Below are 21,646 nucleotides of genomic sequence, written 5' to 3' on the forward strand. Positions count from 1 at the left end.
ATTACCCCTCCTTACTTTCGTCAACATAAAAAATAGTAGGTTCGGATACCGGAGTACTTACAGCTTCTAATGCCTTCATAAGAATATTCCGCCTATAGAACCTTTCTCTTTCCAATGGCAATTCAGGATTCCCTACAGGATTAGTAAAGTCTCCGCCAAAGACGATCCTATTAGCACCGACATTATAAGCTATAGATGTGAAAGCTGTAATAACAGCATTTGGAACGCCTTCTTTATCCAATTCCTTTGAAATAGTTGCAACGCAACGAGTACATGTCCCTCAGGTAGAAGTTAATAATGCCACATTTACTTTATTAGTCTTCAAGTCGCCAGCAATTCCTCTGCCTATTTTTTTACTGCTTTCCACATTGGTTCCGATGCCACATGTAGTAAAAAATTCGTCGTAAACTTTATTTATTTTTCCTTCTCTTTCTAATATGCGTAACTCATCTAATGGAACTAATCTATTTGGATCCTCATCCACTATTGTAGTGTCATATCCACCATGAATTGAAATAAAATCCCCTTTAGGAATTAGATCTAATCCAGCAATATTGTATTTACCGTAGGTTACAGAAAAAGCCTGTTTCAATTTGTCCGGATTACCTTTAGGCACCAATCCGCCTGTCGTAATTAAGGCTACATGAGCTTCTTTTAAATCCTTAATTGGATCTGCAGGACTAACCTTTTCAAAACCTCTTAGCGGGATTTCCGTTTTATGTTTCTCCCCTTTTAATTTCTTTAATAATATTTCCACCACCCTTTGTGCACCAGTCTTTTCATGATATTCATTATATCTATGGCCTGTAGGTAAATAGCCTTCTATTCTAGCTGGACCAATTTTTTCTCCCTTAGCTAATTTCAATGAAAATTTGCCTAGAATCGGAAGCACTTCTTTCATACCAGCCGATGTTTCTGAACTTTCTATAATATAGTTATCCTTTACATACATCTGAACTGCTGGATTCTCATAATACATAGCTGTAACACTTGGTATATTGTGAGTCTTCTTTACATAATCGCATAATTTAGCACATGCAACACCATATCTACCAGCATTAAATGCAGGACCTGCAATAAACACATCTGGATTTATTTTTTCCATAATCCTATCTATTTCTGGCAATATGCTCTCATACTTTTCATCATTATTGATAAAATTATCTCCACAGGAAATTACTTTTACAACTTCCATCTCGTTTCCCCAAAAACTTCCTATAGCAATAGCTGGCCCCTTTATATCATCCAATACTTTTAGACCCATATCAGCCTTTTCTTCTCCACCTATACCTGCATAGAATTGATTAACATAATAAACAGCTTTTAGCTTAGCCATAATTCGCCTCCTCAACCTAATAGTCTATTTAAATGAATACAAATAATCCTAAAAATTAGATGGATAGTACTATCCATCTAATTTTTAGTTAAAAAAACCAACTATTCATTCATAACTACTATTCTGTAGGTATCTGGCTTAATTGCTTCTTCGAAAGCTTTCTGGGCTTCTTCTAACGGGAATTTAGCAGATATCAATTTATCAGGTACGACTAATCCTTTAGAAAGCAATATGGATGATGTATGGAATGCTTCTACAGGTGGACTTACTGCACCTGTAATTACTACTTGAGTATTATGAATCCAGTTGGGGCTTACTGAAATGGGTTCATCTGGATGGATGGAGCTATACATTATAACTCTACCAGTTTTCCCTAAGCCTTGAACTGCTTCCTCAGCTATCTTTGCTATAGCAGTAGTGTTAAAGATTACATCTGCGCCCCTTCCTTCAGTAAGACTTTTAATTTTTTCTACAAAATTTTCTTCTAATGGATTAATTGTTATATCTGCACCAGCTTCTTTAGCTTTTTCTCTCCTAACTGGATCTGGTTCACTGACTATAACCCTTGCCCCTCTCAATTTACTAACCATTACATGTAATAATCCCATTATTCCTGCACCGATTATTACTACATCATTTCCTAATTTCACTTGAGCCTGTTCCATACTATTTACTACACAGGCTAATGGTTCAGTAAATGCACCGTATTCAAAGGGTAGGTCGTTAGGAAGTTTAAATATGTCTTGTGGTTTTACAACAAGATATTGTCCCAACCCCCCCGGTCCACCTATTTCCCTACGTGGACCAGGTTGAGGTTTATGAGCATTAATACATAGATTTTCTTTTCCCTGTCTACAGTAATAACATCTACCACAGGAATTAAAGGATCGTACTGCAACCCTTTGACCTATTGGGAACTCTTCCTCATCCACCCCTTCCCCAACAGACTCAATAACCCCTGCCATTTCATGCCCTCCTAAAAATGGTAGAGGCATCTTTGTTATTTTTAGAAAAGTTCTTTGTTCCCATGTACAAAGTGCACATGCTTTAATCTTTACCAGTATTTCCCCTTCTCTTGGAACTGGCTTTTCTATTTCTAATATCTCTACCTTCCTTTCATCCGTTATAACTGCTGCCTTCATCTTTTCACTCATTTTTATTTCCTCCTTTTAGTTTTATCTATTTAAATTAATTTCTTCTCTCACTAATCGGTAACTGGTTTCTTCAACTGGACTATCATTACTCCAGCCATAATCAAAATTATTCCTAATCCTACTTCCAGATTTACTTTTTCACCTAATAAAATCATGGCTAAGATTGGTGCTATTGCAGTTTGGGTAGAATTAATGGTTGTGGCGCTAGCAACTTGGGTTAATGAAGTAGCCGTTGTAATAGAAATAATAGCAAGAGCACCAAATAAGCCTGCAAAGATAAACTTACTAATAGTAATACATGGAATTATTGAATAGTAATTGTTACCTTGGATCAAAAAAATTATATGAAGTAAAATCTCTCCCGTAGTCACTTCTAAAAAGCTTACAGTCCATCTATCTAAGGATTTCTTGGTGAATAAATACCGTTTTATAACTCCAGAGGAGGAATAACATAAAGCGGCTAAAAGCGTCAAAGGAACAGCTTTTTGCCATCCTTCTAACATTATATTTCCTCCCAAATTTCCTATTGTTAATAGTATGACACCTAAAAAACTTATAAGCATTCCTAGGATCATGGGGAAATTCATCTTTTCCTTTAAAAAAATATAGGAAATCAAAGTAGCCCACATAGCCTGGGTTCCCATAATAGGTGTAGTCAATATAACTGCACCTACTTTTAAGGCCTCAAAAAAGGCCCAATTCCCTAAAACATAAACTATAAATCCTAATAAAGCTAATATGAGAATACTATCCATACCAATAAAATCCTCAGACCTAGGATTTAACTTCTTCAAATATTCCTTACCAAGAAAGACTATAATTGAAATTAACCACATAGGCATGGTTTTAATTGCTGCCCCAAAAAGAGGGGGAGCATCAGCAAGAGCCCATTTTAAAACTACATTTGTTAATGCATAGCTAAAAGCAGCCAATAAGGCCCAAGCTTCTCCCCTGCCTATTGAAGGGTATTTTTTATCTTTCAAAGAATTATCCTCCTATAACTAAAAAACTATGGATTACACTTTTCTTTGGTTGAACTTCTAATTTTTATTTAAAAGCTTTATAATAATTTTAATGCTTCTTCCACATCTGCATCTTCATGGACTATTGCCACTATAGCTTTAACTAATTTATCTGGTGTTTCATGTCTCCAAATATTCCTACCTATAATTACACCTTTTGCTCCTGCTGTCATAGCTTCCTTTATCATCTGAAGCAAATCCTTTTCAGACTTAGTTGCTCCTCCGCCAAGTACTAAAACAGGTTTATAACAGCCTTCAACTACCTTTTTAAAGCTTTCAATATCTCCTGTATAATCTGTCTTAATAAAATCTGCTCCTAATTCTACACCTATCCTGCATGCAGATGCTATATTTTCTGGAGTTCTTGCATCATCATCTCCCTCAAATCCCCTTGGAAGCATTTCGGCACCAACTACAAAATTCCATCGGGTTGCTTCACTTACTAATCTAGCTAATCCTTTAAGGGTTACATCTTCATTACTTGCACCTGGAAATCCCATACAGAGCACTGCATCAGCACCAACTCTTATGGCATCTTCAATGCTATATATTACTTCCATACTTTTATCGTAAGTTTTGGCAAGATATGATGTACCTCCATCAATTCTTAGTATTAATCCGATATTCCCTAATTCTTCTTGAAATGTTGTAGCTATTCCATAGGTAGTGAGTATGGCATCAATACCGCCTTCAACACACTTTTTTAATATTTCGCCTGTATCATTTAATTCTGGTAAAACATTTAAACCATTACCATGGTCCATTGCTAATACTACTGACTTTCCATCTTTTCTAAAAATATTATTTAATCTTCTCTTCATATTAAGACCCCCCATTTTGTCCAAATCAATTTCAAATCTAAGCAATTTACATAGATTTCTTAGCCAGAGATTAAATGGTTTATCTCTGGCTTGAAATCTAAACTAGAATATTCCTATTAAACTTCCTACAACTCCGGCTACAATTATAATTAGCATTATCCTTGCTGGGCTTACTCCTTTTTGTAGCAACTTATATACACCAAAGGTCAATAGCAAAGGAAGTAGACCAGGGAAAACTTTATCAATTATATCTGCCTGTAAGGCTATTTTCGATTCACCAAAAGTCATTGTAATAGGTGTGGATAAACTTACATATTGAGCAGTTAGGGCTCCTATTACTGTACATCCTAATACTCCAGCTGCCATAATTACCTTATTAAAAGTTCCACTTTGGAGTAAATTTTCAACAGCATTACTACCAAACCTATAACCTTGCATGTAGAGTATATAGCTAACACCCATTACTACAGCAGAAACTAAAATGGAGTATAATACAGGTCCTAATACATTACCCTCTCTAGATATACCTATACAAATAGCCAATAATATTGGAACTACAGCCCCTTGAATTAAAGTATCTCCGATTCCTGCCAAAGGACCCATTAACCCTGTTTTAATTGCATTTATGGCTTCATCGCTTACAGGTGCTCCATTAGCCTTTTCCTCTTCCATAGCTGCTGTAATTCCAGGTATGATTGATCCGATAGTTGGTTGGGTATTGAAAAACACCAAATGTCTTTGTAATGCTGATGCTCTATCTTCTTTCTTGTCGTATAATTTATTAATTATTGGAGCCATAGAGTGTGCAAAACCTGGAGCTTGCATCCTTTCATAACTATAGGTAGATTGACAAAAAGTAAGCCATAAAAACCACGATTTTACTAATTCCTTTTTAGACAACTTTTTATTATTAACCTTATCGCTCAAACCAGCCAACTCCTCTCTTTAATCGATATTAAACATTGCTTTCCGATTCCAAAATATCCTTTTTGAAAGTCATATGGATAAATGCCGCTATTGCTCCAAATATTGCTATTCCTATTACATCTAATTTTAGATAAATGCTTAAAAAGAACCCTAAGAAAAAGTATGCACGATTATCACCTTTAAATATTGCTCTTAAGTTCATTGCAATACCTAGAGCAGGCATCATGCCTCCTACTACCATTAATGCACTTAATACGTTTTCTCCAAGGAAAGCTATTGCAGATTCTACTGCTTGTGGACCATATAATACTGCTAAAAATACTGGTATAAAACTTATTATAAATAGGAAAACTTGTGCTGGTATCATGTTTAATAATGAAACTCCTCTAGCATCTCCTTCTTCTGCCCGTTTATCAACCCAGTGAACAAAAAAGGAATTCAATGTCATCCTGCCAAACCATATTAAAGTTCCCAACAAACCCAATGGTACTGCCAATGCTAAAGCTGCTTCTGGTTCTAGCCCTGAACTTATGGCTAATGCTGTACCTAAAGTTCCCGCCAAAGCTGGATCACCAGGTAATGCTCCTCCAGCAGATATAAATCCTACATACATAAGGTTAATAGTCGCACCTATAATAGTTCCTTGAACTGGATCTCCAAGTATAATTCCAACTATAAGTCCTGCAACCAAAGGTCTATATAATGTGTAATATCCAACTCCAAAAAGCCAACTGGAATTGCCCAGATAATATACCAAAGCTATTAAAAATGCCTTAAAAGCGGTAATTTCCAATTCCATTTCCTCCCTTCATTTTTCGAGAAACCTTTTAAATTTTATAAAACCTTTTCTACCATTTGTTATAACAGTGTAGATATTTCAATAGGCTTGTCATCAGGTACTATTCTGATATCGATTTCCACCCCCTTATCTAATAATCGAGAAAAGATAGCCTTTTCCTCCTCTGATACTGAAATATTTCTGTAGAATTTCTTCCTTCCAGGGCCTGCTCCCATGCCTCCAACTATTAATTTTTCAATTTTAACCCCTTTATCCACTAGTTTTTCGATAGTATGAGGATATTTAACTAAAATAATTACCCTTTCACCTTCTTTGGCCTCTGCTTTTAATGCTTCAGCTCCTTCTCCTACATCATATACTTCAACTTTTATGCCAGGAGGTGCTGCCATTTTTAATACTCTCTGAAGGAATTGGTCCTGTGCTACTGCGTCGTCTACAATGATTATCCTATTGCCTTCTGTTGATTTTACCCAGGCTGTCATAACCTGACCATGAATTAATCTGTCATCAATCCTAGTTAAAACAATGTTTACCATCTTTTCCCCTCCAATTTTATATATTATTATTTAATATTGCTCCAATGTTTTTAATACCTTCATATCCGGCTTTAAATGCAGAGTCAACCAACTCTCCTATATCTACACATTCTCTCATGCTAAGAACTTCTATAAGCATTGGTAAATTCACTCCCGTAAGACTATGAAAATTTAAATGCTCCATATTTGCTGCCGCTGCATTTGAAGGACTTCCTCCAAATAAATCAGTTAAGACTAAGACTCCATCTCCTTCATCCAATTTTTCTATTGAAGTTTTAATTTGATGGTGTAATTCTTCAATACTATCCCCATGTTCAAGGCCTAACGTTAAAACATTTTTTTGCTGTCCTATTATGAGCTCAGCACTTTTTAATAGTTCATGTCCAAATTTTCCATGTGTGACAATTAATATTCCAATCATTTTCAGCTCCCTTTCTAAATTTTTTATGCTTCCATTGAAATCTTTCTTATTCTTGTATCTTTTTGCTTAATGATAGTTGAATACTTATTAGTAATATTTTTGCTGCCACTTATTAGAGCAACTATTGTGCCAATTTACGTCTCACTTCGCAGAAAAACTTTGAAAAGCCTTAAATTATCAAACTTTAATAAAATGTAAATAAAAAAGCACATGATCAAAATTATCATGTGCTTCACTATTATTTGATTTGCTTTATTGTGCATCAAAAAAATCCATTATATATCCTATTTCTGTATCAGGAATCTCAATGCCAAATTTCTCCTCAATTTCTTGTAAATTATTTTTTATTACCTTATATAACTGAGGTTTTGCTTGAATCAACCTCTGAATATTATTATACGTTAAACTTTCACCTGTTAATACCCTCTCTACCATGGTACAGGTGTGAAACAAAAACCCTATTCTCATACGATCATTGTTTACCAATCCCAGTTCATTAATTATCTTAATAAATACATTTCTAATAATTTCATAAGCTTTGATTGGATTTAGAAATGCCAATGTTTCTTCTAGTACACCAATAATGCTATATTCTGAAGGCTTATTATAATTGCCTAATTCTTGTCCTGTTATCAATTTCTCAAGTGTCTTTAATCCATCTCCAATAATAACTTCATCAATTGGAATATATGGCACATCGGGAATCTTTAAATCTACCGTTCCCACTACTGCAATCAGGTTTTTTGTTTCTATCCCATTCAATTTAGTATCCTGGTCATAATTTAATGGCACCAAATTAACGTTATAATCTTTGATTATAGGTAGCGCATTATTTATAAACTGAACAAGTTTTATGGCACTTCCCTGTCCTGTTAAACAGGTGGTAATAATTGTCTTAGGTTCATCAATTAGCACTTTATTTTTTATATCCTTAGTAAGTACTCTACCAATATAAGGACCTACATTTTGAATATCTTCACAAAGCTGGTTAAGGGTCATTTCTGGAAGCATAGCCTTTCTTACCGCTTCTAACACCATAGGCGTTGAAACCATTTCCACAGATTTAGTTTCTATACCAGTCTTTTTTGTTACTATTTCTGCAAAAGCAACTAATGAACCCATATCCACCATAAGAAGTACTCCTTTGCCTTGAACGATAGATTTTACCATATTTATTGTTTTATCAAGGACTTCCTCCACTTTACAGTCTAAGGGCATATCTATAGCTTTACAATGTTTGGTTCCTAGTAAACTATTTACTGTATCTGCTATACTAGAAGCAGTAGATTTACCATGGGCTAAAACAATTACCCCTATTGCTCCTTCTGACTCCCCTAAGTCTGCATTAACTGAACTTAAGAACATGGCTATAATTCCTATTTCTTCCTTAGGAATACTTATACCTAATTCCTCTTCAAGTATCTCCTTAATTAACCTTGCTGCATTTAATTCAACGGGATTATTGAGCACTATATCATTTAATTGAGGATAATCCAAAGTCTTTCCCTCATAACTCCTTTCCATCAAAGCGCAAATATGCATACAGAGCCCAATAAGGACCTTCTTGTTATATCTTTTCTTGAATTTTTGCTCTACAAGATTTAAAGCCAATTCCATAGCATAATAGACTTTTGGACTGACTATCTTAAACAACTCTTCATCCTTTGGAATCCCCCTTACAATATCGAATCTCTTTATAAGTCTTTTAATATACTCTTCTATATATACGTTTAGCATTTGATTAATTTTTTGTTTGGAATAACCTTGCTTGGAATACTCTATATGTTTTTCTTTGATAATTTTATATAAGTCCTCAGAAATATCATATTCGCCTAACATTGTAAACCCTTCATCAAAGGGCGTAAATTCATAATAGTTACTATTATCTCTACCAATAAGATCCATTATCTCCTGATTATTATATCCTCGTTTTAATAGTCCCTTATATATGTAGTCGTGTAATAAAGATGTGTGTATTTCTATCCTATCCTTATCATAGGTTCTATAATCCAAAAAACCTCTAGCACAGGTCAATTGTATATCGCTTTTTAACTGCCCAATATTCCCATTACAATCATATAGAAGGAAGGCTTTTATTACGTCTTTGCTGACTCTAATGGGTACTTGTACACATTTTGCCTCATCAAGGAAAAACTGTTTAATAAGTTGAAGCCTTTCTATTAAAGGCTTTTCAGATAGATCCGGTAATTTTATTACCATTGGAATCCTTCTTAAAAAGGTTTGCAATAGGCTGGAGTTAACATCTTCAGTAGTAGCTCCTATTAATAACACATTGGCCTTTCTAGTATTTCCCGTCTCTCCAAGACGCCTATAGATATTCTTGTCCATTAACAAGAAAAGCATTTCCTGACCTTCAGGTGGAAGCCGGTGTATCTCATCTAATAATAGTACTCCTCCATTGCTCTTTTCCACAAGACCTGCTTTATCAGTATCTGCTCCTGTAAAGGCACCCTTTTTATAACCAAATAATTGGGATAATAATAATTGGGGATTGTTGGCATATTCTGAACAGTTAAAAATTACAAATTCCGCATCTGAGTCTATGGTACCAGATTCCACTGCAAAATTATACATCATCTCTGCAAATGTGGTTTTTCCCACTCCAGTAGAGCCTACTAACAAGGTATGAAGTCCCCTAGGTGGATATAATATTGCTGCCTTGGCCTGTTTAATTGGAAGATCTAAGCTTCCATTAGCCCCTATTAACTTTTCAAAGGATTTTTCCTCTACTTTAATTGCATTCTTAGAATCGTTCTTCCTTTCAATAAAATAATTGATTGAATCTACTTCAAATACCTTATCTTCCAGTTTTATGGAAAGAAGTTCCTCCAATCTCTCCCTAGTAAAAAAGTAGACTGGCCTACCTTTAATCTTAACTATTCTCTTTTCTGCCGTCAGTGCATTAAGCTCTGCACTAGCATTATTTCTACTTATATCGGCCTTTTGTCCAACTTCCGATGCCTGAAAACCGGAAAAACCACCTTCTAAATCGTCTAAAGTCACCTGGTCGCAAAGAGCTTGTAAACAATTGAAAACCTTTTCTTTTCTAGTCAATTAAATGCCTCCTTATGAAATTAATTTTTTACCCCAAATCCCCTTTCTCAATTTATCTCTAGGAAGCAACAAATTGTATGAATATTTTTTATTTATTATATAGCGTATCAATATAATAGTCAACTTCGACATTGTTTTATGTTATTCTGCAATTTAGCCCTCAAGACTACCTATATCCCAATTTCTAGCCTTTTGTCAAACTTTAGCAATAATAGCTATTTTCAGTAAATGTAATATCTGGTATCTACTCCTATGGTGTTTACATAATCTTTTTCTTCTTATATAATAACCTTTGTTGTAAATCAAGCAATGACTGATCCTAAATTTGAGGTACGAGGGAACCAACAAAGGGGTTTATCCCCATCCGAATGCTAACTTCGGACTAGATTTAGGAAGGAGTGCATTGAAAATGAAGAAAAAAACAATATTATTAGTTATGGTAATGTTAATCCTACTAGCCCTTCCAGCATCGGCTAGTGGCTATTCCAGAACCTTATATTATGGCCATCGTGGTAATGATGTTTTAAGGCTGCAAAGAGAATTAAATTCTAGAGGTTATTACAATTTCTATATTGATGGAATATATGGATTGATAACTGAAAGGGCAGTTATCAATTTTCAAATAGACCATCGTTTAAGAATCGATGGTATTGCTGGACCAGAAACTCAAAGGGCTTTATATAGCTATCCTATAGCTTCAAGGGGACAAGCCCTAGGTAGATTCACCTCCGATGATATCTATTGGTTAGCCCGTATCATAGAAGCAGAAGCTGGCGGAGAACCTTATTTGGGTAAGGTGGCCGTTGGTAATGTAGTTTTAAATAGGGTAAATTCTTGGGATTTTCCAAATACCATCTACAATGTAATATTTGAATATTATGATAATATACCTCAATTCAGTCCTGTTGCTGATGGTACGATTTACAACACTCCATCCCAGGATAGTATAAATGCAGCAAAAGATGCCATAAATGGATTTAGGCCAGTTGGAAATGCAACATATTTCTTTAACCCTAGTAAATCAGCAGGTTCTTGGATTGTACGTAACAAAACTTATGTAACTAGGATTGGTGGACATGTATTTTATCAATAATAAATCAGGGAGAAATCCCTGATTTATTATTGATAAAGCATTATGTTAGGAATATTATGGTTATGAACATACATAAGCCAGAGGCTTCATGAAACTTCTATCTTATTTTCTTATTAATCCCTTAAACAATAATCTAACCTCTTTCACCCTCAATATAGAACATAAAATAAAATATATGCTTGCCCCTATGCCTATGGACATAATTAGTATAACAAATTCTCCTATTGTAGAACTAATAAGATTAGCCGTTAATCCAAAATAAATAAAATATACTAATATCCCCATAACTATCGATGCAAATAATACCTTTAAAAAGCATTTCAAATAGTTTCTTAACCCTATAGGACCTATTTTTCTTCTCAAACTTAAAAATAAGAGTAAAGTAGTAAAAGTAGCAGATATACTAGTAGCCAATGCTAGGCCGCTATGCGCCATAAATCTTATTAATATTAAATTTAATATGATATTTAAACCTACTGCAAACGCCCCATTTAACATGGGTGTTTTGGTATCGTGAAAAGCATAAAATACCCTATTTAACATTAACCTTAATGAAGCACCTACCAATCCTAAAGAATAGAATATGAAGGCTTGGGAGGTCATAATGGTTGCATTAGAATCGAAGGCACCTCTTTGGAAAAATATTCTTACTATAGGTTCTGATAATACTATTATCCCCATGGTAGCAGGTACCGTAATAATCAGTATAATATTGATTCCTTGGTTTAATATCTTTTTAACCTGCCTAATATCTTCCTGCGAAAAAGCTTTAGACAGCATTGGAAATACTACTGTTGTAACCGCAGCTACAAAAACAGAGATTATTAAGTCCTTCAACCTAGAAGCATAGGTAAGAGCTGAAATACTTCCTTCTACTAAGCTAGAGGCTAAAGTCCTATCAATCACCGTATTAAACTGTTGTACAGCCGACCCCATCATTACTGGCAATACTAATACTAAGGCCCTTTTTAAATAGGGGTCACTTAAATTGACATCCAGTTTATATCTATAACCCTGGTACCTAATAGCTGGTATCTGGATTAAAAATTGGGTGGATGCTGCTACAACGCTGGTTAACATTAGCCCCTCAATATTTCCCTTGTCTGCAAAAAAGATTAGGAAAAACAGAAATACAAAATTATAAGGAAGTCCCATAATTGCAGGAGGACCAAATATTTCGCTACTATGTAGGTATCCTGAAAAAACATAGGTAAAACCTAAAAAAATTACAATAGGAAGGCCTACCCTATTCAATTTCACCGCTAGCTGAAACTGTTCTCCTTCAAATCCCTTGGCCAATATTTTAATTATTATGGGAGAAAGAAAAAATCCAAATAAAGCTAATAATATGGTAATAAGTAGTATTACATTTAGTATATTATTCAAATACCTTAGTTTTCCCCTTCTCCCGCTTCTCTCCCCTATTTCTGTGAAAATGGGTATAAGGGTTGTATTCAATGAAGCACCAATTGTAGTCATTAAAATAGTAGTAGCCGTCATGGCAACAAAATAGGTATCCGTCTCGTATCCAGAACCATATTTAGATGCAATTAAAACTTCCCTTAAAAACCCTAAAACCTTACTTATTAAAGTAAAAATTCCAATCATAGCTGCATGTTTTGCTACCTTCCCAGTATTCGACATATATATTCTCCTTCCATGCATTACTCCATAGATATGTATATATTATACTACAATTTATCCACAAAATTTACACAAAAAAACCCATACAAATTTGTATGGGGGAAGGCCTAAATCCTGCTTATTAATTTCGATGGTAATAGTTTTAAATGTAATAACCATTAGCTGTTCGCTATCCTTACTTGGGGGAGTAATATTTAAATATATTTTATATTCATCCTTTTCTTTTAAGATCTTATCTACTCCCATAGAATAACCTGTAGTGGGAAATTCTTTGGTAATGGTTACATATACTTTATCTTCTCCTATCTTTGAATTAATTCCCTCTACTCCGGAATAGGATTGGACTATTCCAGACAGAGTAAAGGGAATATTTATAATCTCATCTTCCTCAGCATTTTCTGTTTTATTGACTTCATCTAAAAGTTTATCTACCCTCTGCAATAATATTATTACTTCTCCTTGGGTAGCATGTGCATATGGATTAAACTTAAAATTAGACTGTCCATTGATAAGCCCAGCATGATATAGTGCTTGTAAAGTTTCCTTCTTTTCTATAGGAACCCCTTCTAAATCTTTAAAAGGAACTGGCTCCTGATTAAGTTCTATTGCTCCAATCTCTAATAGCTTTTCAGCTAAAAGCTTCACCATGTCGATTCTAGTCAATTTCTCTTTCCAGCCTATCTCCATTCTAGTATAACCTTTCTCCTTCAATAATGAAGAAAAAGATAGTAGGAATTCATCTTCATAAAAAGCTTCCTTCAAATTTAGCCTATTAAAATTATCTTTTGCCAAATAGGGGAAATAGTAGAGTAAAAAATCCCTTTCTATCTCATTTTTCGACCAGTGATTCCCTAATTTTTCTTCTAGGCTAGCAGCCGCATAGATAGGTGAAGCAAATATTAAAATGAGAACTAGAAAAATTAAAACTTTTTTCTTCACATTATCCCCCTTTCTAGATGTAACCAACCTTAAATCTATTATAATATTATAATAATTTCATTTGGTTACATAATAGTTACAATTGTAGGGAAATTTCCACTATTTACAATATAGAAATATCAATTTACAAAAGTATTACAATTCAATTACATTAAAATGCATGATACAAATTATCATAATTAGGTATAAGTACCTATGTAAATTTAAAGACTACTTAACTTAAAATGATTATAATATTGATAATAATACTAAAATTTTCATAAAAATAAAGGATTTTGAAATTTTTTGTCTAATAATTACATATGTGAAAATATTCATCATTTTTACAAAGGGGTTGGAATCATATGATAATAAAGGGGAAAACAAAATTTTTAAAAAAGAAAACTAAGAAGAAAAATAATAATAAGGTAAGCACTCATAGTATAAGTTCTAAAATGATTACATTTACCACTTTAACACTAATAATATTCGTTATAGTAATAGGCCAAATTTCTTATTTAATATCCAAAAAGGAGTTAATATCCTCCTATGAAGAGTTGCTCTATAACAAAGCCATAGACTCTGCTAATTTAGTAAATGAACGAATTAAAAGTTATACCTATTCAATTGAAACATTGGGAAATGTAGATATCCTTGGAAACCCTGAAATCCCAATGAAAGAAAAGTTCAAAACTTTGGATTTAGAAAAGGGAAGGCTTAAATTATCCACTATTGGGATATCGGATAGGCAAGGCAATCTATACCTTTCCGATGGTAAGCAACTGGATATATATGAAGAAGAATACTTTATGAAAGCTTATCTTGGAAAAACCTTCTTCTCCGAGCCTATGATAAACCCTGCTACAAATAAGGCTGAAATAATAATTGCAGCACCTTTAAAATATGAACAGGTACATGTAGGCGTAGTAGTAGCCAGCATATCAGCTCAAGAGCTTTATAAAGTTGCCAGTGAAATCACTTTTGGAGAAGGGGGACATGCATATATACTAAATGAGACTGCTGATATAATTGCTCATCCAACTGTAGTAGGAAGTGCAACTGTCAGTAATGGCTCTAGTAGGGTAGTCACTTTCGGTGGATTAAAGGACAGAGTTTCTTCTAGTAGCGTAGAAGAAGTAGCTACTATGGAGCAAATGATAAAGGATGGAATTCCAGGCATCGGTAAATATGAGCAAGATGGTAAAATTACCCACATTGGTTTTTCTCCTATTAGTTCTAAGAACTGGACTTTAATAGTTAGCATAGATGAAGCGGAAATACTAAAAGGTCTTAATTCACTAAAGACGACTTTAATTACCACCATGGGGTTAGCCTTAGCTATTGGAATAATATTCTCATTAACATTTGGTAGAAGCCTTGCGAAACCAATTGCTAAAATAACAAATTATGCTGTTGCTCTATCCCAATTAGATTTTAGCCTGGATATAGAATCTAAATTGATAAAAAGAAAAGATGAGATTGGTAAAATGGCTCAATCCCTACAGCTTATAACGGATAATATGAGAAACTTTGCAACTGAAGTCCTGGAATCCTCACATCAAGTAGCATCTTCTTCCGAAGAGTTAGCTGCCATCTCAGAAGAATCTACAGCTACTGCTACAAATATAGCAGAAATTTCAGGAGAAGTTGCCGAGGCTTCTCAAGCTCAATTAAATGAAATATCAAATATTACTTCATCTATTAAGGAAATTTCAAATCAGGTAGACCAAATGGCAAAAGAAACAAAAAATGCTGAATCCTTAGGAAAAAGAGTTATAGATAGTACTAAAATAGGAAGAGAAAAAATAGAAGACGTAATTTCACAGATGGAAAACATCAAGGATAGTACTTCAACCGTTAGATCCTCTTTGGACAACGTCAACACTAGCTCTAAAGAAATGAATAAAATGTTAGATTTAATTCAGGAAATAGCAGAGCAAACTAATTTATTAGCCTTAAATGCTGCCATAGAAGCGGCAAGAGCTGGCGAATATGGCCGAGGCTTTGCAGTAGTAGCAGATGAAATAAGAAAATTAGCCGAAGAAACTAAGAAATCGGCGGAAGAAATTTATCTTATATTAGTAAACAACAATACTTTAATAGATTACGTCAATGAAAAAATGGATACCACCAATAAGGAAGTTGAAGTAGGAATCACAAGAGTAAAAGAAGCTGAAGAAGGTTTTAATGAAATTGCCAATTTGATTATAAATATTGCAGAAAGCATAAATAAAGTAGTACAATCTACCAACAGCATAGATAACAATGTGGATTCTGTAGCCAATGCAGCCATATCTATAGAAAACATGAGCAAAGACATAGCCTCAATGATCCAAAACTCCTCTGCAGCTACAGAAGAGCAAATGGCCTCTATGGAGGAAATATCCTCCTCCACAGAAAGTTTAGCATCTTTAGCAGAGGAACTTCAAATGCTACTGGATAATATAAAATTAGAAATGAACACAAAAAATTAGCCCTTTTAAAAGGGCTAATTTTTATTATGGGGTGAGGTTAACAATAATGTTAACACTCAAGTGTGTGGGTAGTTTTATACATAATCTATTATACCAAAAAAAGATTAAAAAGGAAAAGTATATTAACCAATTTTATATAATTTTTCTTTCTTCCTTCACTGAATATATACTTTACTATACTACCTACACGTTTTTCACTTAATATATAGTGATGAAATTAATCTGCTAGTCACACCTTCTAAGTCATACCCATAATAAGGAATGGTTTAATTTGGCATAAAGCCATAGAGCAAGTTTAAAAAAGTTAAGGAATATAACCAATTTCCTTTGATTTTTTTAAAATTGCCTAATAATTAAATACCTCTACATTATATCCTTTATCTTTTAATTGATAAATTATAGTATCTGGAACAACAAAATGGCCTGCACCTACTACAACAAAATAAGTACCTTTTTCTTCCGATTCAAGCAAGTCTATTATTTTTTCTGCCATATTCCTATCCCTTTCTCCAAAGAGCATATTGGAGATCTCATCTTCTGTATCTACAGCATTTTTTAAATAACTTTCAGTAAATCCTTCAATGTCTCCATCTTTCCACTGATTTAGCCATTCTTCTAAAAGCTCAACTGAATCTAAATGATCATCAGATGGATTTAGTATGTTATCTAAAACTTTATTTAAATATTGATCTTGAAATTCTGATGACAAATTGTCAAATAAATCGGATTGGTGGCTTAACCCTTCTAATTCAATAATAGGCATTTGAATTATTTGGGCATGGGACATAAAATATAAATCTATTCCTAAGATAGCCGATGGTAGATTTCCATCTACATTGTCTATATCGGTCATAGATAGGGTTTCTAAGGTAATACCTATACTCCAGGGTTTAAATTCTTCAAATAATTCTATCGGCATACCGTATATTTCACTAACTTGTAAAAGCTTTTGGTATGTTTTTTCACTAATATGGTCTTTCAATGTAGTGCCATCCTGGTATGTAATTAGTTCTATGAAACCTTCTAACTGATTCCCCATATTAAGTATATTAGCTTCTACAAGTAGTGCATCAGATTCATAAAAAGCTTCCTTTAATTTATCGTTTATAGGATAGATAAGACTGTTGCCTGCATGTATTGAACCTAATAAATAGACGGTATTACCGTTGTGTTCTACTTTCCATGCTAGCCCTTTAGCACCTGCATCCAATAAATTGTAAGTATCTTCTATTAGTCTAGTAGCAAAAACCACTGCTTGTTCTGTAGTGCATATGCTATTAAGGTCTAATCCACTCCCTGTACCCCGTAATATATTTTTTTCCAGCATATAATCAATATGGGAATCACCAACTGGAATATCATATTGGGCTAATATATTATACAACCTTATTAGTACATCCTCTCGAGTTCTATCACCCTTTGAGGGTATTGGTGTAAAATGTTCATTTTTATTCAATTCTAAGGCTTCTATTTTGCTTGCTGTGTTTTCCAACAATAGTTCCAATCTTTCCTGCGAAATTTCCTCCCTAAAACCGTCATAATACCAATCAGTAGTGTAGATACCATACCTTTCTCCCTCATTTAGGGTAATTAAAGCCCAAGGACTTATATCAGGCGTCGGAAATTCGATTGCCCAAATAGGTACAATAAAAGTTAATAAAATCGTAAAAATAATAGATAAACTTACTATGGTCTTTAATAGATCTCTCTTAATTCTCATGTACATATTATCTCTCCTAATAAATTTTATTTTCGATCAATTCCCATTATAATCCATTAATGGATAAAAAACAATGGTTAAATGCTATCAAATTTATATATTCTCAGTTATAGTATATTGTATGGCAATGAAAAGCAAAACTTATTAAAACAAGTCCCTATAAGCCTTAAGCCCATAAGCCGATTCTGCTGATCTAATAGCATTTATTACCGCCCTTTCCACAGCTCTTGCAGCTAAAAAACCTACTACATTAATATCTGCTTCTACCTTACCAGTAGCAATAGTAAATATAGTATCCCCATCAAATATGGAATGGGCTGGCCTAATAGTCCTTGCATATCCATTATGTGCCATGGAGGCTAATTTATTAGCTTCCGATTTAGTAAATATTCCGTTGGTGGCAATAACTCCTATGGTAGTATTACCACTAAAAATATTCTTTTTTTCTGAATATTTTGCCGCCATTATATTTTCAGTACCTATTAATTTTTTGCCCTCTTCATCTAATAGACCAGCTAATATCTTTCCAGTGTCTGGATCGATTATATCTCCTAAAGCATTTACAGCTACTATAGCACCCACCTTTAAATGGCCAATTTGAATAGCATATGAACCTAATCCTCCTTTCATAGCCCTTTCCATTCCTAAAAACTTCCCAATGGTAGCACCAGTTCCAGCTCCCACATTGCCATTAGGACACTCCTCATTCGTTGCATTCTTGCAAGCCTCATATCCCATATTGAAATCTGGCCTTACCCTATAGTCTCCAACTGTTAAATCAAATAATACTGCACTGCACACTATAGGTACTTTAGTTATCTGGACATCAAATCCAATTCCCCTTTCCTCTAAATACTTCATGACTCCAGAAGCTGCATCCAGCCCAAAGGCAGAACCCCCTGATAGCATTACTGCATGGATTTTATCTACTAAATTCTGTGGATTTAATAAATCTGTCTCCCTAGTTCCAGGAGAACCTCCCCTAACATCAACGCCAGCAGTTGCTCCCTCTTCACAGATAATAACGGTACATCCTGTGCCCGCTTCAATATCTTGGGCATGTCCAACTTTAATTCCATCAATATTTGTAAAGGGTATTTCCTTTATATTATTGTTCTTTTCCATAACCCAAACCTCCTTTTAGAATATTACTTTAATTAAAAAGTTTAACTTCCTTTTTGTCTATCAGTAATAATTATACTAAAGAAATGCATTGAATTAATCCCTCTTTAAAAATTTCATGGATATATTAGCTCTCTTATAAATTAGGAATTATCTCAAAAACATACCCTCCTTTTTAAGGAGGGTACTGATCTCATAGTTTTAAAAGTGGCAAGAAACTAATTCCATTTTCAGTTCTATCAACATTAAAGTAGTCCGATATGGTTGCTGCAATATCGGATAAAGTACTTCTTTCTCCTAAATCCGTTTTCTTTATTCTTTTCCCATATACCAGTAGGAATGTTTTTTCTCTAGTATGCTGGCTGAAACCTATAGTTGGATCATTACCATGATCTGCAGTAATAAATAATATATCTTCATCTCTCATTATATTCATAATATGGCCAATATATTTGTCCACAATCATCAACTTCTCTGCATACTTTTCTACATCTTGAGCATGTCCTGCTAAGTCCGTTTCCTGAACAGTAGCAGCAATAATTCCTGAACTTAGATGATTCATGGAATCAAGGGTTTGTTGCATAACTTTTTCCGTATCTACTACAGGAATTCTCCTTGCTTTTTCACATTCTATGACATCTTGCATCTTTCCTATTAAGGTTACTTTATAACCCTTTGTAGCTAGTATATTGCTTATCTGTTTATCAGGGGCTACTCCATAACCTAAGTGTCGGCTTAAATAGCCTTTATTATATACTCCCGACTTAGGTGAATTCACTCCAGTTAATCCATCTTCCCTTGTTTCAATACTATTTAAAATCTTTTCTATGGTAACCCCTTTGCCTCCAAGGGCTATTACCCTATTTACCTTTACAACGTTCCTCACCTTTCTACCAATGTCTATTACCTCTTCAAAAGTAATATAATCCAAAGGTGCAGTAACGTTATATATTTGCCCATAATCAGTTTCTATATTGTCTGCCACAACAACTAAATCATCTACTAAAATATACGGTTTATCTTTATCTGGAGAAGTTACCTTATGCCCTTCAGCTTCTAACTTTTTTATTACCTCGTTTCTAAAATAACTAAAAGGCTTTAATAAGGGTTTCTTAGGTTTAGTTCCCATAATCTCCTGATGGCCTACATAGCTATCTGCACCATAATGCTCAAGATTTAGTATTCCATAACTTCCTAAATTGTCTACTTGATTTAATCTCTCATGTTTAAGTATCTTATTAATGCCCAATCTTTCAAAATTAGGTATATTGATCTTTTTAGCCTTATCTAGCAAATGGATAAAGGTATTCGCCCCTACATCTTGAGGTCGGGTTTCATATACATCTTCCATATGCCCTACACCTAAACTATCTACAACTACAACAATAGCTCGTTTCATCACATCACCTCTATTTGAGCCGGTTCCCTAGACTATCATATATTCCCATTAATTCCGGTTTTCCTTCCTTAATTCCCTTTACTAAGGCTACCTCGGATCTAGTTACAAATATTTGGGTTCTAAAAGCATAAATAACCGTTTCCCCAACTCTTACTTCTCTATCTTTTATTTTAAGTCCTCCATAATAATCTATATTTGTAGGAGACAGTGGTATTACATCCAACATATTATTTAAACTATCATCTAAATTTCTACCTACTAAAGCTTTTTTTAAATTGCCTCTTCTATAAAATCCACCTCCATATGCATAAGCCACTCCATCATATATATGGGAAACTTCACTGACATAAACTATGGCCGGAACCTCTGGTTGGTCTATATCCGCATTAATTGGAATAGTTCCCGTAAAAGCATGACCGGGCTCTCCGTAGTTCGCTCCTATCTCCTTTAGAATTGGAATGGAAGCTATAGAGTTGGCGCTAGGAGCATTTATCTGCTTTAATTCTAGATTCAATTCTTCCCTTAAAATCCTTGCACTTTCCATAAGAGTCTTAGAATTAGGTGTTTTTATTATTTGCCTTCCCTTAGAATCATATAAAAAGCAAGGAAAAGCCGTAACCCCAACTATTCTTACCCCTTTTAATCTTTTTATTTCTTTAGCTGTTTTTTCTAATTCACTAATCTTAAATCCACCATTTTGCCCTTCATAGATTAAATCCTCATTACCTATCACCTTTAGTAGTATATCTTGAACTTTTCCCTGCCTTTCCGCCTCCTCGGAAATCTCCCTAGCTTTTTCAATAGTAAATACTGTAATTACCTCTGGATCCAAACTTACTACACATTTAACCATATTCGATGGAATCTGGACTAAATGCCCAACATTCCCTATTTTGATTCCATTCCTTGTTAAAGTCATAGCTTCCCAAGGATCTACCGCTACTGCTTTATCAATACCTATTTCAGATATCATCTTAGCAATTTCAGGATTTCTACCTATCTGTTTAGTCATCATATAAAGTTTTATCTTGTTTCTATCAGCTTCTTCTTTTATTCTCTTTGCATTATCCACTATATTATCAATATCCAGTACATAGGTATTAGGTTTAATTTCACCTTTTTGATGAAAATAAACTGCTGCATCTATTAATTCCACATTTCGCCTAATAGTTATATCCAAAAACA

Annotated in this window: 18 protein-coding genes; 2 read left to right on the forward strand and 16 right to left on the reverse strand. The window is 34.1% G+C overall.

The genetic code is table 11. From position 1 onward, the window contains the following. Nucleotide 1 precedes the first annotated feature (1 nt). The 10 genes from BLV68_RS15625 to BLV68_RS01715 all read right to left on the reverse strand — a co-directional run bounded on the left by BLV68_RS15625 (nt 2) and on the right by BLV68_RS01715 (nt 10,091). Nucleotides 2-241, reverse strand: a complete 240-nt coding sequence (locus tag BLV68_RS15625; RefSeq protein WP_200773595.1) for a hypothetical protein — start codon at nt 239-241, stop codon at nt 2-4. A 39-nt stretch (nt 242-280) separates the two neighbouring features. Further along, on the reverse strand, nt 281-1,336 hold the full coding sequence (locus tag BLV68_RS01675; protein ID WP_200773596.1) for a glycine/betaine/sarcosine/D-proline family reductase selenoprotein B: 1,056 nt from the start codon (nt 1,334-1,336) through the stop codon (nt 281-283). Between the two features lie 101 nt (nt 1,337-1,437). Beyond that, the gene (locus BLV68_RS01680; protein ID WP_093750211.1) at nt 1,438-2,490 is read right to left on the reverse strand and encodes a zinc-dependent alcohol dehydrogenase; all 1,053 of its coding nucleotides are present in this window, start codon (nt 2,488-2,490) and stop codon (nt 1,438-1,440) included. Nucleotides 2,491-2,540: 50 nt separating this feature from the next. Next, the gene (locus BLV68_RS01685; RefSeq protein WP_093750213.1) at nt 2,541-3,473 is read right to left on the reverse strand and encodes a DMT family transporter; all 933 of its coding nucleotides are present in this window, start codon (nt 3,471-3,473) and stop codon (nt 2,541-2,543) included. 77 nt (nt 3,474-3,550) lie between these two features. Further along, nucleotides 3,551-4,333: a class I fructose-bisphosphate aldolase gene (locus BLV68_RS01690; protein ID WP_200773597.1), complete on the reverse strand. Its 783-nt coding sequence runs from the start codon at nt 4,331-4,333 to the stop codon at nt 3,551-3,553. Between the two features lie 102 nt (nt 4,334-4,435). Then, on the reverse strand, nt 4,436-5,260 hold the full coding sequence (locus tag BLV68_RS01695) for a PTS system mannose/fructose/sorbose family transporter subunit IID (protein WP_200773598.1): 825 nt from the start codon (nt 5,258-5,260) through the stop codon (nt 4,436-4,438). Between the two features lie 28 nt (nt 5,261-5,288). Continuing rightward, nucleotides 5,289-6,053, reverse strand: coding sequence for a PTS mannose/fructose/sorbose/N-acetylgalactosamine transporter subunit IIC (locus BLV68_RS01700; protein WP_093750217.1), 765 nt, complete (start codon nt 6,051-6,053; stop codon nt 5,289-5,291). Nucleotides 6,054-6,118: 65 nt separating this feature from the next. Continuing rightward, nucleotides 6,119-6,595: a PTS system mannose/fructose/N-acetylgalactosamine-transporter subunit IIB gene (locus BLV68_RS01705; protein ID WP_093750219.1), complete on the reverse strand. Its 477-nt coding sequence runs from the start codon at nt 6,593-6,595 to the stop codon at nt 6,119-6,121. Between the two features lie 16 nt (nt 6,596-6,611). After that, nucleotides 6,612-7,016, reverse strand: coding sequence for a PTS sugar transporter subunit IIA (locus tag BLV68_RS01710; RefSeq protein ID WP_093750221.1), 405 nt, complete (start codon nt 7,014-7,016; stop codon nt 6,612-6,614). A 252-nt stretch (nt 7,017-7,268) separates the two neighbouring features. Further along, entirely contained in the window at nt 7,269-10,091 is a 2,823-nt protein-coding gene (locus BLV68_RS01715) for a sigma 54-interacting transcriptional regulator (protein WP_093750223.1), read from the reverse strand. A gap of 409 nt (nt 10,092-10,500) precedes the next feature. Between BLV68_RS01715 and BLV68_RS01720 the strand changes: the two genes are divergently transcribed. Next, the gene (locus BLV68_RS01720; RefSeq protein WP_093750225.1) at nt 10,501-11,184 is read left to right on the forward strand and encodes a cell wall hydrolase; all 684 of its coding nucleotides are present in this window, start codon (nt 10,501-10,503) and stop codon (nt 11,182-11,184) included. 102 nt (nt 11,185-11,286) lie between these two features. Here the strand turns inward: BLV68_RS01720 and murJ are convergent, their stop codons facing one another. Beyond that, nucleotides 11,287-12,828: a murein biosynthesis integral membrane protein MurJ gene (gene murJ, locus BLV68_RS01725; protein ID WP_093750227.1), complete on the reverse strand. Its 1,542-nt coding sequence runs from the start codon at nt 12,826-12,828 to the stop codon at nt 11,287-11,289. Nucleotides 12,829-12,882: 54 nt separating this feature from the next. Further along, entirely contained in the window at nt 12,883-13,767 is an 885-nt protein-coding gene (locus BLV68_RS01730) for an S-layer homology domain-containing protein (RefSeq protein WP_093750229.1), read from the reverse strand. A gap of 344 nt (nt 13,768-14,111) precedes the next feature. Between BLV68_RS01730 and BLV68_RS01735 the strand changes: the two genes are divergently transcribed. Continuing rightward, complete coding sequence (locus BLV68_RS01735; RefSeq protein ID WP_093750231.1) at nt 14,112-16,220, forward strand: methyl-accepting chemotaxis protein; 2,109 nt, start codon at nt 14,112-14,114, stop codon at nt 16,218-16,220. 346 nt (nt 16,221-16,566) lie between these two features. Here BLV68_RS01735 and BLV68_RS01740 read toward each other — a convergent pair whose 3' ends face one another. The 4 genes from BLV68_RS01740 to BLV68_RS01755 form a co-directional block, all read right to left on the reverse strand. Next, nucleotides 16,567-17,946: a TraB/GumN family protein gene (locus BLV68_RS01740; protein WP_093750233.1), complete on the reverse strand. Its 1,380-nt coding sequence runs from the start codon at nt 17,944-17,946 to the stop codon at nt 16,567-16,569. A gap of 138 nt (nt 17,947-18,084) precedes the next feature. Further along, the gene (locus BLV68_RS01745; protein WP_200773599.1) at nt 18,085-19,065 is read right to left on the reverse strand and encodes a P1 family peptidase; all 981 of its coding nucleotides are present in this window, start codon (nt 19,063-19,065) and stop codon (nt 18,085-18,087) included. Between the two features lie 190 nt (nt 19,066-19,255). Then, complete coding sequence (locus BLV68_RS01750) at nt 19,256-20,461, reverse strand: phosphopentomutase (protein WP_093750235.1); 1,206 nt, start codon at nt 20,459-20,461, stop codon at nt 19,256-19,258. Nucleotides 20,462-20,471: 10 nt separating this feature from the next. Next, nucleotides 20,472-21,641, reverse strand: coding sequence for a YhfX family PLP-dependent enzyme (locus BLV68_RS01755; RefSeq protein WP_200773600.1), 1,170 nt, complete (start codon nt 21,639-21,641; stop codon nt 20,472-20,474). Nucleotides 21,642-21,646 lie beyond the last annotated feature (5 nt).

The organism is Tepidimicrobium xylanilyticum (assembly GCF_900106765.1).
Taxonomy (GTDB): Bacteria; Bacillota; Clostridia; order Tissierellales; family Tepidimicrobiaceae; genus Tepidimicrobium; species Tepidimicrobium xylanilyticum.